Source organism: Pseudomonas sp. ICMP 3272 (assembly GCF_001466905.1).
Classification (GTDB): domain Bacteria; phylum Pseudomonadota; class Gammaproteobacteria; order Pseudomonadales; family Pseudomonadaceae; genus Aquipseudomonas; species Aquipseudomonas amygdali.
In genome coordinates, this window is the sequence record NZ_LKEK01000040.1 from 102,440 (window position 1) to 116,352 (window position 13,913).

Genomic DNA, 13,913 nt, shown 5'->3' on the forward strand with positions numbered 1-13,913 from the left:
CTGTTCCTTGTCAGTGCTATTGCACGCTGTAGTTGAAGGTGGCGGTGAAGCGCTGTTCGCTACGCCCGCCGAAGGCTTGTTCGGGAAACGGTTTGACTTGCTTGATGCGTCGCAGACTGTTGGCTGCCGCGCGGTTGAGCAGCATGCTGGACGCCTGGGTCTGAATGCCGGAGTCCAGCACTCGCCCCTGGCGATCAACCAATAACCACACCACGACTTCGCCGCTCGGACGCTCCAGTGAGGCTTGGCGTCCGGTCGGGTACTGTTTGTAGCCATCCAGATCGTTACGCAGCCCTTTGAGGTAGCCGCCTTCGAGGCCCTGCGTATCTACTTTCGGCTGCGCCGGTGGCTGAGGCGGCGCGACGGCAGCGCTGGCCACGGGCTTACTGGGGGCCTGGACCGGCTCGGCGGGCTTTACTACCGCCGGGGCTGGCTTGGGTACAGGTTCCGGGCGCGGCTTGGGTTCCGGCTTGGGCTTGGGCACGGGCTTGGGGACAGGTTTAGGCACAGGCTTGGGCGGTGGCGGAGCCGGCTCGGCGTCTTCGCTTTCCACCACGGGCGGCGGCGGTGGCGGCTCTTCAGGCTGAACCGGAAGCGGCTCGGGCGGCACCACGGGCTCTGGCGCTGGAGGCTCGGGCTCGATCAACGCCAGCTCCACGGCTGACTCGTCGTAAACCGGCTCGACCTTCAGGGCCCGCGTTTGCACGCCCATCACAATCACGATGAGCGCCACCAGCGCTGGCAGGCCTGCGAGCCACTGACGTACACGAAACAGGACATACATGGTCAGGATTTACGCGTGGCAATGGAAACCGAGGTAAAGCCACCCAGACGCAAGGTGTCCATGATCTCGACCAGACGTGCGACCTCAACACCCTTGTCACTGTTGACGATAATGGTGGTTTTAGTATCGGGCTTTTCCAGCGCCTTCAAGGCAGGCACCAGAGCCTCGACTGTGGTCGCCTTGCCATCAAGCTGTAATTCGCCGTTAAGGCCCAGGGTCAGGATCGATTTGTTCTGCGGCTTGAGCTGCTGTGAACTGCTGGCGCTCGGCAACTGGGTTTTCATCCCCAGAGCCGGAATCACGTTCAGGCTGACCAGTACGAAAAAAACCAGCAGGAACATCATCACGTCGATCATCGGGATCAGTTCGATGTGCGCCTTGCGTTTTTTAGGTTCGTCCCACGTTCTCATACCGTCCGCCCTTCTTGTCAGAGGCCGAGAATCTAGCAACCGAATATGACCGATCAGTTAGGTTTACATGACTGTTACATGGCCTTTGTAAGCACTTTTGATGGCACTAAAATGTTTCTCGCGGCTGTCACACAACCGCCATGGAAACGCGGCAACTCTTGAGCATTCAACTCAACGGAAAACCCGGGATGCGTCTCGATATGCCCAGTATCCGCACCTCACGACTATTGCTCTGCCCGTTGCAAGCCGAACAGGCCAGCGCCTTGTCGCGACTGGCTGACGACCCCGTGATTGCGAGCATGACGGCCACAGTCCCCTCGCCCTATACCCTGGAGCATGCACAGGCGTTCATTGCCGATGCACCGGAACAATTCGCCGCCGGACGAACATTGAGCCTGGGGGTTCATGCCCAGGAAACCGGGGAACTGACCGGGGTCGTCTCACTGCGCCTGTCGACCTCGCATCGTAGCGGCAACCTGGGTTACTGGATCGGTGCCGATTACCGAAAGCAGGGCTACACCAGCGAGGCGGTGCAGGGTTTGCTGATGCATGGCTTCACCGTCATGAACCTCAACCGCATCGCCGGTCAGTGCTTTGCCGACAACATGGCCAGCGCCAGGGTGCTGGAGAAGTGCGGACTGTCGTATGAAGGCTGTATGAAAGAAGCATTTTTGAAGAACGGTGTTTTCAAAGACATGTTGCTGTTCGGGCTGTTGCGCTCGCAGTACGAACGATCAGAGGCCGCGCAATGACTGACTTCAACCCGGATCGCCGACGCATCATTACCGGCGTAGCCGGTGCCACGCTGTTATCGATCCTCAGCCCGTTTGCCCGCAGCGCGGGTGTCGATTATCCGTTCACGCTGGGCGTGGCATCCGGCGACCCGCTACCTGACGGCTTCGTGATCTGGACACGCCTGGCGCCACAGGTGATGACAGCCACGGGCGATGGCGGACTGAAAAAACCCGTCGAAGTGCGCTGGAAAATCGCCAGCGATGCAGCGATGACTCGTGTAGTACGTACAGGACAAGTAACCGCCCAACCGCGCTTTGCCCATTCGGTGCATGTTGAAGTAGGCGGTTTGCAGCCTGGACGCCCCTATTGGTATCAGTTCGAAGGTCTGGGCGCGCAAAGCGCCGTGGGTCAGGCCTGCACTGCGCCTCTGGCAACCGCCATGGTCTCGGCACGGTTCGGCTTCGTGTCATGTTCGCATTGGGAGGCGGGATATTTCAGCGCTTACAGGCACCTGGCTGCAGAGCGACCTGACATGGTGTTCTTTCTCGGCGACTACATCTATGAAATGAACGTCTCTCCCACAAACATACAGTTCCCGCGCCGCCATGCCACCTCAGACCCGATGGACCTGGCGGGCTATCGCAACCGATACGCCCAGTACAAGACCGACCCGGACCTGCAAGCGCTGCATGCCTGCGCGCCGAGCATCGTCACCTGGGACGATCACGAAGTACAGAATGACTACGCCGCGCAGTGGTCCCAGGACCCGAACGTTCCGGTGGACAGCTTTCTGCGTCGCAGAGCCGCCGCTTATCAGGCGTTTTACGAGCACATGCCCTTGCGCGCCAGCAGCCTGCCCAAAGGACCGGACATGCGTATTTACCGGAACCTGGATTATGGCCGCCTGGCACGCTTTCATGTGCTGGACGGTCGACAATACCGCTCCGAACAGGCGTGCATCCAGGCCAACGGCAGCCGTCGAGGCTACGTAGCGCCCAGCGACTGCCCGGATCTGAGTGACCCGAAACGCACCATGCTCGGCTGGGAACAGGAAGCCTGGCTGGACCGCAGCTTCGCTGAGTCACCTGGACAATGGAATGTCATTGCTCAGGACTTGCTGGTCGCTCCACTGGAACAGCGCAATCTCAAAACACAGGCGCTGGGCCACTGGACCGACGGCTGGGACGGCTACGCGGCGACCCGCGAGCGCATGCTGGCATCCCTGCAACGCCAGCAGACCCGCAACCCGGTGTTCTGGGGTGGCGATATCCATTCGTTCTGGACCACCGACCTGCACGCCGATGCGGGCAATCCGGACTCAGCCGTCGTCGCCACTGAATTCGTCGGCACCTCGGTGACATCCAGCGGACCGCCATTCGACGCCTTCAACAGCATTCTGGGGCTCAACCCCCACGTGAAATTCTTTGACAGCCGCCAGCGTGGCTATGTGGCGGTGGACCTCAGCGAACAGCAGATGCTGACGCGCTTCCAAGTGGTGTCGGATGTGCTCGACCCTGCTGCCAGTGTGTCGACGCTCAAACGCTTTGCGGTGGAGGCTGGCAAGGCCGGGGCGGTTTCTGGGTAGGCGATTCTTGGGGAGGGCAGCACTTGGGACAGTTATTGTCCACTGTGAAGAGACAGTAAAACGCACTTCAGGCGCTTTTTCCGTTTCCGGTGAACTACTAATCTGAGCCCACGTTGAACGCCACACCTTACCTACCCAAACGAAAGGACTTGACCATGAAAAACGCCCCTTACAGCCGCCTGAACAAAGATGACGCCATCGTGCTGCTGATCGATCATCAGACAGGCCTGATCTCGCTGGTACAGGACTTCTCGCCGAACGAGTTCAAGAATAACGTCCTGGCCCTGGCTGACCTGGCCCGCTTCTTCGAACTGCCGACGATCCTCACCACCAGTTTTGAACAAGGCCCCAACGGCCCTCTGGTGCCGGAACTCAAGGCCATGTTCCCCGATGCGCCATACATCGCCCGTCCGGGCCAGATCAACGCCTGGGATAACGAAGATTTTGTAAAGGCGATCAAGGCGACCGGCCGCAAGCAGTTAATCATCGCCGGGGTCGTGACTGATGTGTGCGTGACCTTTCCGACCCTGTCGGCACTGGCTGAAGGCTTTGAAGTGTTCGTGGTCACCGATGCCTCCGGCACCTTCAACACCACTGTCCAGCAAGCCGCCTGGTCGCGTATGACCCAGGCAGGTGCGCAGTTGATGAACTGGTTCTCGGTGGCCTGTGAGCTGCAAGGTGACTGGCGCAACGATATCGAAGGGCTGGGCAACCTGCTGTCCGAGCGGATCCCGAACTACCGTAACCTGATGAACAGTTATTCGGCACTGACTGCTCGGTAGAGGCCCTGCGTCAAATCAACTCCCACGTATCATTGGCCTGCCTGCAGAATGTGTTCTCCTGCTTTTCAGTGGTGCCACCGTTGGCTTCCAGGCTTACAGAAAGCGGTCGACAAGTAGTCTCGGCCGCTGTTTTGCCGGAGGGCAAGGAAGAGATTGAGCCCAGATCGAATGCTTCAGTCTCTTTGCTGGCCGACACATTCATATCATCGAACCTGACTGCAGCAAGCCTCTTTCTGGTGTCGGCATCGGACTGCGTCATCACGTAGTCCTTGTGCACGTAGCCCACGGTCACGCCCTTGCGCCCTACCAGAATCCAGTCACCGGTAGAGCCCACGGCAGTGAATTGCGTATTGCCCGGCAGGCTGCCTACCTTGTCAGCGTTCATGTTCGGTGCAGAGCGCACGTTGAGGGTAGACCGGGTGACATAGGGTTGATTGATCAGCCTCATCGACGGCACGCCCTGAATGTTGGGCGTACGTTTGACATCGATGGTCCGGACCGCCTTGAACTCCGGGCCTGGCGTGATCCGGGCGCTTGCATTGGAGTGATCGGAACGCCAGATGGCAGTGGGCTGTGCCACAGGGGTTGCGGGCTGACTCAGAATTTCCTGAGTGCGCAACGCCAGTGCCTGCTTATCCCTGTCGTCGAGTAACTGACCGATGCGGTTACCGATATAGCCGCCGATGCCTGCAACGATCAGCGCGGCTGCGATCTGGCCGTTGCCCTTGCCCATCGTTGCACCGACCGCCAGACCGGCAATACCGCCGATCACAGTGCCCGCCTGTTCCTTGCTGATGCCCATCTGCGCGCATCCGGTGACTGAGGTGGCGATGCTTACCGCCAGAATTGATGCAACGAGCTTCTTGCGCACGGGGCTTACTCCCTTTTGAAACGTTTCACTCGGCGTTGAGCAGAGGTCTGGTCAAGTTGTACAGCATGGCTTCTGCAGACATTGCCCAATGAAAGACACCGGCCATAAGGGTCGGGCCAGCCTCGATGTCCTTGAACGCAGTGCGATAGCCTGGCGATTGAATGATTGCGTTGCCGGCGAGCAGTGGAACCACCACGATCAGGACCACCGATGCTGCTCTGACGGCGAAAAGCCTCTTCTGCATGAAGGCGCGCTGCTCGACGGTCGACAACAGCAGCCCGACGATATTGAGCGCTCCCATGAAAAGACCGCTCAGCAACGACCAGGGTACGAACCACATGTTTTTGAGGACGCTCAGGCTCTGAGCGCCATGCACATCAGTGCGCGCGACGTCGCTGGCCATGTTGCTGGCGATGCCATTGAGGTACGTGTTGAACTGACTGGGCGTGGCAAGCAGGTCCATTCCCTCTACGTAGAGCGGGCCCAGGACCTGACGCGCCATGCCGCGCACCTGCGCAGTGTTGGCCATCGCCTGACGGCTACGCAGACCTGAAGGCATCGCCAACGCGTAGTCTTCAGCGCTCGGCTGATCCTGTTGCAGGGCTGCGTTCGGGACGGCAAGCGGCTTGCGTTTATTGCCCGCTACGCCAGAGCGCCGCAAAGCTTCTACCTTTGCGTACTCTCGGGCGATATCGTCAAAGACCGGGATGACTTCCGCTTGCAAACGGCTGTAGAGCCTATCGGCATTGCGTCGGGTATAGCCCTTGAAAACGGTTTGGGCGAAGCCCTGGAAATTGTGGCCAATCTGCTCGACGTACGAGCCCTGAACACTCATGAGTACGCCAAGGTTGGCGATGAAGGCCTTGCCCTCGCCCTTGTCGCGATATTCCTGATAGGGAATGCCGGGTATCTGCACCGAATCGTAGAGCAGACCTTTTTTCGTCACGTAGGCGTAAAGGCTGTAAACCCGCAGATCGGCTGGAAACGCTTCAGCAATCGCGTCCGGGACCACACCCTGGACCCACCAGGTCAGCGGGGCCAGTACCAGGGTACTGAGCAGGATGGAGCGCATGAGATGCTGCTGATGTCCCCATTTCCCATGAGCCCAAATACACAGGCGCCAGGCGGCCAGGCACACGCTCACAGCAGCAAGGCTCTGCCCGTATATTTCCAGCGCCTGCAGGTTTTTGAGGGGAATATCGGCGCCGGCCTTGTTCAACAACTCTGCGTTGAACAGCAAGCCACCGATCAGGCAAAGGGCATTGAGAACCGTAAGTACAGCAAGCAGCATCCAACCAATCCTTGTCAGAGTGGAACCAGTGATTCACAACACTTGAGTGCGAAGGTGACCACTGACCAACTGCGGGGCATTCTGCCTGCCGTCCAAAAATGATGCCAGAGCTATCAGGTGTTGCCGGTCGTCCGTGCCCTGCAACACCTGAAATACCGCCAGTGACGTCAGCCGCTACTTCAACTGATTGGCAAACCGACCCACGGCGCCCACCACCTGTTTGGCCCCCTCCTGAATCTCGACGATCACAGCGCCTGCCTCATTGGCCAGCAAAAGACCCTGTTCCGCTTGAGTGCGGCTGTTGGCCATGCCGCGTACCGCCTCATCGGCCAGCGACTGGTTTTGCTGCACGACGCTGACGATCTCTTCGGTCGCAGCGCTGGTGCGGCCGGCCAGTTGGCGGACTTCATCAGCAACCACGGCAAAGCCCCTGCCCTGCTCACCGGCACGTGCGGCCTCGATGGCGGCGTTGAGTGCCAGCAGATTGGTCTGCTGGGCGATGCCGCCGATGGTCTGCACGATGGAGCTGATCAACAGGGACTGCTTGCCCAGTGCTTCGATGCCCGACGATGCCGACTGCATCTCTTCGGATATCTTGCGCATGGTCTGCACAGTGTTCTGCACCACATCCGCGCCGCGCTGGGCGCTGACGTCGGTCTGCTGGGAGATTTCGAACGCCACGCTCGCGGCCTGGCTGACTTCATCTTCGCGGGCCACTTGATCGGTCACCAGCGTGGCGAACTTGACGACCTTGTAGAGTTTGCCCTGAGCATCATGAACCGGGTTGTAAGTAGCCTCCAGCCAGACCTCACGCCCGCTGCTGTCGATACGCTTGAAGCGCCCTGCGACGAACTCGCCGCGGTTGAGCATCGCCCAGAACTCCCGGTACGGAGCCAGTGAAGTTTCTGCCGGATCACAGAACATGCTGTGGTGCTTGCCCTTGATCTGCGCCAGGTTGTAACCCATGCCACGCAGAAACTGGTCATTGGCCGTGAGCACGTGGCCGCCAAGATCGAACTCGATCACTGCGGTTGAGCGCAGCAATGCCTGAATGAACGCAGAGTTCTCGGCAGCGGTCTCGACGGTCTGGGTGATGTCCGACCCGTAGCATTGCAACGTCACCAATTTGCCCTGGTCATCCAGAACCGGCTGCCACATGGCACGAATCCACACCAGACTGCCGTTGGCGTGCAGAAAACGGTAGTTGTCGATCACCGACTCACCTTTCTGCACCGCCAGCTTGAGGTTACGGTAGCAATCGAGTTGTTTGACGTAGGACGGCACCATCTGGTCCAGATCCTTGCCCAGCAACTGCTCGGCAGTGTAGCCGAGTGCCCTGAGGAAGTTGTCATTGGCATGGGCAATGCGATTGTTGGCGTCCAGACTCAACGACACCATACGCGCGTCCATCCCTTTCTGCATTTGCCGATACATCGATAATTCGGCGTGTTGTGCCTGTAATTCCTTTTTCAAGCGAGTGTTGAACATGGCGGCACCAGTAGTGAGTTGTACTTGTGTATCGGCATAAGCGTAGACGGGATTAATGCGTTTCGTCTGATGATGGCAGATTGAATTGATGTGGGTTGCCCAGCACATATACCCGCCTCCAGGCCCCCTCATGCGGCTTGCCAATGAATGCCTAAAGCGGCTTGAGCCTGCTGCCATCGCTCAGTCAGCAACAACAGGAACCGCCGGTCGACTTCAAGACCCACACACCACACACTGATAGCACTAAGACATCATTCATGATGTCCTAATATCTCTCGATGTTAATGTACCGGTGTCACATGCTCGTTTCTGCCCTTGAACGCCCCAGCCCTGAAGACGCACGACTCCTTGCGGAGGTAGAGCAGACGATTACTTCAGGTGTGGGTGCGTTGCGCTTCAGCCGGGTGCTTGAGCGACGCTACCAGGCGGAAACCAGGCCACAGCGGCGCGAATTCCTGACGGCGGTGGGGATTGGTGGCAGCCTGATCTACAACCTGTTTCTGATCAGTGACTGGTTGATTCTGCGGGATGTATTTGTCTATGTGGCGCTGGGGCGTCTGTGCCTGATCACGCCGATGTTTATTGTGCTGTTAGTGCTGGCGCAGCGCTTTTCCACTCGCTGGGCAATGGAAACGACCGCTGCGACCGCGACGGTACTGTGCTCGCTCATGCCCATGCTGGTGATGATTCACAGCCAGAGCCCGTATCAAATCTTTTATCAACTGGGCATGCTGTTGATCATGGTCTATTGCACCATGATCCAGCAATTGCCCCTGCGCCATGCAGCCGTCGCGATGTCATGCATGCTGATCATCCAGCTGGTGACAACCTACATTGCCAATTTCGCAGACTTTGTGATCTGGCAGGCCAATGCAGTGCTGTTCGTCTCCACGGCAGCGCTGCTGTTGATGGCTTCGTATTTTCTGGAGCGCGCCAGCCGCATGAGCTATCTGTTCGCGCTTCGCGGACGCCTGCTGCAAGTGCAGTTGATGGAGTTCGCACGCACCGATGGTTTGACCCGCCTGTTCAATCGACGCTATCAGGACGAAGTGATGACCTCGGTCTGGGAACGCGCGCGTAAAACACCGGCGAATGTGGCAATCATCCTGCTGGACATCGATCACTTCAAATCCTACAACGACAACTATGGGCACCCACAAGGTGATACCTGCCTCAAGTTGCTCTGTCAGAAAATTCAACAAAGCGCACATGAAAACGGTGCCGTGGCGTTTCGTTTTGGCGGTGAAGAGGTTCTGGTTCTGATGAATGGCGATGCCGGACAGGCCAGAGAAATGGCCGACGCCCTGCAGGCCGCTGTCGCGGCGCTCAAGTTGCCGCACCCGGTGCTGGGCGAAAGCGCGTTCGTGACTGTCAGCCTGGGGGTCGCTTGTGCAACCGCGCCGCAGACCACTGCCGACCATCTGATCAGCGCTGCTGACAATGCCCTCTACGCAGCTAAACGCGCAGGGCGTAACTGCGTGTGCTTTGCGTGAAATGACGCTTTGCAGGGCCTGGCTTTACCCCACATCCTTGCCGCTTTAAGCTCGTCGCGCAAACCAAGGCCAGGAGCCAGCGCATGAGCGTTCACATTGATGTCAATAACAACCCTACAGAAGAAGATCGCCTGGCGATTCTGGAACCCCTGAAGCGCTTTAACGCCGAGCAGGCGGGTGACGGCAAGGCCGAGAAAGTGGCGATGTTCATTCGCGATGATCAGACCCGGGAAATTCTCGGTGGCCTGCACGCACGCATTCTCTATCAATGGTTGTTCATCGAGCTGCTGGTGGTGCCGGAGCAAACCCGGGGGCAAGGTATGGGCTCGCGTTTGATGCAGATGGCTGAGGACCTTGCGGTCGAGAAAGGCTGTGCGGGAATCTGGCTGGATACCTTCGACTTCCAGGCTCCGGATTTCTATCGCCGCCACGGTTACACCGAGTTCGGGCAGATTGACGACTATCCGCCCGGCAGCAAGCGCTTCTTTTTCCAGAAGCGCCTGCCGGTATCAGCGTCCTGACGCTTGCGTCAGACCTTGAACTTGCCTACCAGGTTGTTGAAGGAAATCGCCAGACGAGACAGCTCCTGACTTGAAGCGCTGGTCTGGTGAGCGCCAGCAGCGGTCTGGGTGGAGAGGTCCTGAATGTTGATCAGATTGCGATCCACCTCGCGCGCAACGTGGGACTGTTCTTCGGACGCGGTAGCAATCAGCATGTTGCGATCGTTGATTTCAGCAATGCTCTGCGCAATGCGCTCCAGCGACTGGCCGGTGGCCTGAGCCAGAGATTGAGTATTGCTGGCAAGGGTACGGCTGTTGCCCATGGCCCGCACAGCCTGATCGGCACTGGCCTGCACGCTGCCTATCATGGTTTCGATTTCGCCTGTGGACGCCTGCGTACGAGCGGCAAGCGCACGTACTTCGTCGGCCACCACGGCAAAGCCGCGGCCCTGCTCACCGGCGCGCGCAGCCTCGATGGCGGCGTTGAGGGCCAGCAGGTTGGTCTGTTCGGCGATACCACGGATCACGTCCAGCACCTGGCCAATCTCACGAACCCGCCCGGCAAGCTCTTCAACCATTGAGGTGGAGCTGCTGATCTCGGCGCTGACGTTGTTGATCGCACTGACCGCATCACGCGCCTGATCACGCCCGGTAGCCGCTTCGGTACTGGTCCGCTTTGAGGCGTCAGAGGTAGACATGGCGTTACGCGCGACTTCTTCGACCGCAGCGGTCATTTCGGTGACCGCCGTGGCAGCCAATTGAATCTCGTCGTTCTGTCGCGTCAGGCCACGGCTGCCTTCTTCGGTAACGGCATTGAGTTCTTCAGCAGCCGAAGCAAGCTGGTCGGCAGCGCTGGAGATCTGTCCGATGGTGCTCTTCAGGCTGTTCTGCATGTCACTGAGCGCCGTAAGCATCAGGCCTGCTTCATCCCGGTGAGTGCTGACGATCGGCTGGGTCAGATCGCCACCGGCAATGCGCTGCGCACTGACAAGGGCAGAGGAAATGGGCGAACTGATCACACGACTGATAAACAGTGCCAAAAGGAAGGCGGCTACGAAGGCAATGCCGATCCCCATATACAGATTGAGATTGGCCGCTGATTCTGTTTTTCCAGCGGCGATTGCACCTTCGCCTATCTGACGGTTGTTGGAGCCGACTATGATGTTCAGCTCACCCATCACGGTCAGATAGGCCTTGCGAACGTCGCCTTCGACCAGCGCCCTCGCGGCTGCAACGTCTCCGGAAAAGGCAACAGCCACAGCCCGATCGACCAGCGTCTGATAGACGGGCCAGTCCTTGTCCATCTGATCACCTGCAGCGCGCTCGTCATCTTCAAGCGGTGTCGCACGATAGGTCGCGTAAGCTTTTTCTGCTTCTGCGCGATTGTTTTTCATGCTGGCGAGAACTTCATCCTTCGCGCTTTGCGACGCATCGCTGGCGGCGACCGAAAGCAAGCGATATAAATCACGATTCTGCTCGACAACATTGATGGTGGCCTCGTTGGTTTTCGACACCGACACCAGGTTGTTGGAGAACGCAAGTTTCAGGTTGCTGGCGAGCTCACCGATCCCCCGGCTGGCAACCATGCCCACCACGAGGGTGATAACCGCGCAGAGTGCAAATGAGATAAACAGCTTGGTGGACAGCTTGGCGTTGTAGAACCAGTTCATGGAAAAGTCTCTAGTTTTAACAGCTGGCTGAGGCTGGGCTGCGGTGCTCGAGGACCGGCAGCTTCAGGCTTTGTATAAAGCGTCTATCGGCAGCATCGAGCGCCACTGAAGTGACATTCATCCGATTGGCCGCCAAGGGCTCAGGGCTAACGGCGCAATGCTTTGAAACAGGCTGAAGGTAACGGCCCAGCGGTGTAACAAGAACTTTCCGCACTGACTGCGTTAGTATTTCCCGCCTACGATCAGTCAGAGCCATGAATCAGGATGCCGTCTTCGCCCGCCGAAAAACGTCCATTACCGTCCATCCTTGCCGGTCCGCTGTTACGCCGCCAGGAAGCCGGCCGCCTGGTACTGTGGCTGGTGGGCTCGCGCCCGCTCAAGCTGATACTGCGTCTGCGTCTGCGTCTGCGTCATGGCGTTGAGAATGCAGCAGATGACTTCAACGACCATTCACTGACCGATCAGCAATGCCAGATCGTCGCGGTAGGTCGCCACGCATTCATTCACCTGATCGACCTGCAACTGGAGGCAGAACTGCCCCTGGACACCTGGATCGATTACGACCTGTTGGTAGATGGCGAACCGGGTGGTATCGCCGAGTGGGCACCGCACCTGCTGTACGAAGGTGCCCGTTATCCGAATTTCGTGGTACGCAGCAGCATTGATCAGCTCTTGCATGGCTCGTGTCGCAAGCCACATCACAGCGCGGCCGAGGGTCTGCTCTGCGTGGATCGCCTGTTGGCCGACAACCAGGACCCGTTGCAACGCCCTGCGCTGTTGATGATGAGCGGCGATCAGATCTACGCCGACGATGTCGCCGGGCCTATGCTGCACGCCATTCATATGCTGATCGAACGGCTGGGGTTGTTCGATGAGCAACTCGACGGTGCGGTAGTCGATGACAGCACCAGCCTTTATGCGCACCCGGCCAGCTATTACCAGCGTGCCGACCTGCTGCCCGCCCTGAAAAGCAACGACACGCTGCGTGAGCGGTTCTTTGGTGGCACCAGCAAGCCGGTATTTACCAGCAGCACCGCGGATAACCATTTGGTCACTCTGGCGGAAGTGGTGGCGATGTACCTGCTGGTCTGGTCACCCACGCCCTGGACCCTGATCGAACCCGGCACGCCGCATCTGGAAACCGACGAAGTCGAGCGTTATGCCAGAGAGCAGCAACTGGTCGAGGATTTCACTGCGGGGCTTGAAGGCGTGGCGCGTGCGATGGCTCACCTGCCGTGCATGATGATTTTTGACGACCATGACATCACCGATGACTGGAACCTGTCGGCAAACTGGGAAGAAACCGCGTACGGCCATCCTTTCTCGAAACGCATCATCGGCAATGCCCTGCTCGCCTATCTGCTCTGTCAGGGCTGGGGCAACAATCCTGACGCACTCAATGACCTGGTCCGGCAGGCACATGAACTGAGTGCAGCGGCTGTGCGCAAGGATAACTGGCTGGACAGCCCGTCCCAGGACGCGCTGATCGATCAGTTACTGAAGTTTCAACAGTGGCATTACGTTCTGCCGACCAGCCCGGCGCTGGTGGTACTGGATACGCGCACCCGGCGCTGGCGCAGCGAATCCAATTTCAATCACCCGTCCGGCCTGCTGGACTGGGAAGCACTCAGTGAACTGCAACAGGAGCTGATCGACCATAAGTCGGCGATTATCGTGTCACCTGCCCCCGTGTTCGGCGTCAAGTTGATTGAGGCGATACAGCGTGTCTTCAGTTGGTGCGGCTACCCGTTGCTGGTCGATGCGGAAAACTGGATGGCGCATCGTGGCGCAGCCAACGTCATTCTGAACATCTTTCGCCATTCCAGAACCCCGGGCAATTACGTGATCCTGTCGGGTGATGTGCATTACTCGTTCGTCTACGAAATCCTGATCCGTCAGCGCAGTGGCGGGCCTCACATCTGGCAAATCACCAGCAGTGGCATCAAGAATGAATTCCCCCGTCGTCTGCTGGACACTTTTGATCGACTGAATCGCTGGTTATACTCTCCCCGCTCACCTCTTAACTGGTTCACCAAGCGCCGCCTGATGAAGGTTGTTCCGCGCACGCCCGAGCACAGCAATGCCGGTGAACGCTTATGGAACTCGGCAGGTGTCGGGCAGGTAATGTTCAATGAACAAGGCCAGCCGACCCTGATCAACCAACTCAATGCCAACGGTGACGCGCCTACCTGTTTCGTCAAACCGCAAGACTACAGAGACGAGCGGTCTGACACAGATCGCGGTTTTCTGGAAAGCAACCGGGAAACAAGGGATAGTCACCGCTAAACTTATCGGCAATTGCCG

The 13,913-nt window shown here is 58.5% G+C and carries 12 protein-coding genes and 2 pseudogenes; 6 read left to right on the top strand and 8 right to left on the bottom strand.

Annotated elements, in window-relative coordinates; all coding sequences use genetic code 11:
• Positions 1–16: 16 nt before the first annotated feature.
• The gene (locus tag AO068_RS07555; protein WP_058408028.1) at positions 17–784 is read right to left on the bottom strand and encodes an energy transducer TonB family protein; all 768 of its coding nucleotides are present in this window, start codon (positions 782–784) and stop codon (positions 17–19) included.
• Positions 785–786: 2 nt separating this feature from the next.
• Positions 787–1,194, bottom strand: coding sequence for an ExbD/TolR family protein (locus AO068_RS07560; RefSeq protein ID WP_002552107.1), 408 nt, complete (start codon positions 1,192–1,194; stop codon positions 787–789).
• A 188-nt stretch (positions 1,195–1,382) separates the two neighbouring features.
• Here AO068_RS07560 and AO068_RS07565 point away from each other — a divergent pair, with 188 nt between their 5' ends.
• From AO068_RS07565 to ycaC, 3 genes are all read left to right on the top strand, one after another.
• Entirely contained in the window at positions 1,383–1,946 is a 564-nt protein-coding gene (locus AO068_RS07565) for a GNAT family N-acetyltransferase (RefSeq protein WP_058408029.1), read from the top strand.
• On the top strand, positions 1,943–3,514 hold the full coding sequence (locus AO068_RS07570) for an alkaline phosphatase D family protein (RefSeq protein ID WP_058408030.1): 1,572 nt from the start codon (positions 1,943–1,945) through the stop codon (positions 3,512–3,514). Before AO068_RS07565 ends, AO068_RS07570 begins: the two co-directional genes overlap by 4 nt.
• Positions 3,515–3,669: 155 nt before the next feature.
• Positions 3,670–4,296: an isochorismate family cysteine hydrolase YcaC gene (gene ycaC / locus AO068_RS07575; protein ID WP_005746486.1), complete on the top strand. Its 627-nt coding sequence runs from the start codon at positions 3,670–3,672 to the stop codon at positions 4,294–4,296.
• A 10-nt stretch (positions 4,297–4,306) separates the two neighbouring features.
• Here the strand turns inward: ycaC and AO068_RS07580 are convergent, their stop codons facing one another.
• From AO068_RS07580 to AO068_RS29670, 4 genes and pseudogenes are all read right to left on the bottom strand, one after another.
• Positions 4,307–5,167 (bottom strand): SH3 domain-containing protein, encoded by an 861-nt coding sequence (locus tag AO068_RS07580; protein WP_058408031.1) that lies wholly within the window; start codon positions 5,165–5,167, stop codon positions 4,307–4,309.
• Positions 5,168–5,192: 25 nt separating this feature from the next.
• Positions 5,193–6,458, bottom strand: a complete 1,266-nt coding sequence (locus AO068_RS07585) for a hypothetical protein (protein WP_058408032.1) — start codon at positions 6,456–6,458, stop codon at positions 5,193–5,195.
• Between the two features lie 174 nt (positions 6,459–6,632).
• Positions 6,633–7,187, bottom strand: coding sequence for a methyl-accepting chemotaxis protein (locus AO068_RS29665; protein ID WP_369812071.1), 555 nt, complete (start codon positions 7,185–7,187; stop codon positions 6,633–6,635).
• A 42-nt stretch (positions 7,188–7,229) separates the two neighbouring features.
• A pseudogene (locus AO068_RS29670) lies at positions 7,230–8,123 on the bottom strand (PAS domain-containing protein); the annotation flags it as partial.
• A gap of 122 nt (positions 8,124–8,245) precedes the next feature.
• Between AO068_RS29670 and AO068_RS07595 the strand changes: the two are divergent.
• Both AO068_RS07595 and AO068_RS07600 read left to right on the top strand, forming a co-directional pair.
• Complete coding sequence (locus AO068_RS07595; RefSeq protein WP_058408033.1) at positions 8,246–9,439, top strand: GGDEF domain-containing protein; 1,194 nt, start codon at positions 8,246–8,248, stop codon at positions 9,437–9,439.
• 83 nt (positions 9,440–9,522) lie between these two features.
• Entirely contained in the window at positions 9,523–9,960 is a 438-nt protein-coding gene (locus tag AO068_RS07600; protein WP_058400514.1) for a GNAT family N-acetyltransferase, read from the top strand.
• Between the two features lie 8 nt (positions 9,961–9,968).
• Here the strand turns inward: AO068_RS07600 and AO068_RS29675 are convergent, their stop codons facing one another.
• A complete protein-coding gene (locus AO068_RS29675; protein ID WP_404944462.1) occupies positions 9,969–10,853 on the bottom strand; it encodes a methyl-accepting chemotaxis protein in 885 nt (294 codons plus the stop codon).
• Positions 10,827–11,609, bottom strand: a pseudogene (locus AO068_RS29680) (MCP four helix bundle domain-containing protein); the annotation flags it as partial. The pseudogene AO068_RS29680 and the gene AO068_RS29675, both read right to left, overlap by 27 nt.
• 264 nt (positions 11,610–11,873) lie before the next feature.
• Between AO068_RS29680 and AO068_RS07610 the strand changes: the two are divergent.
• Complete coding sequence (locus AO068_RS07610; protein ID WP_058408035.1) at positions 11,874–13,895, top strand: alkaline phosphatase D family protein; 2,022 nt, start codon at positions 11,874–11,876, stop codon at positions 13,893–13,895.
• The last annotated feature ends 18 nt before the right edge of the window (positions 13,896–13,913 follow it).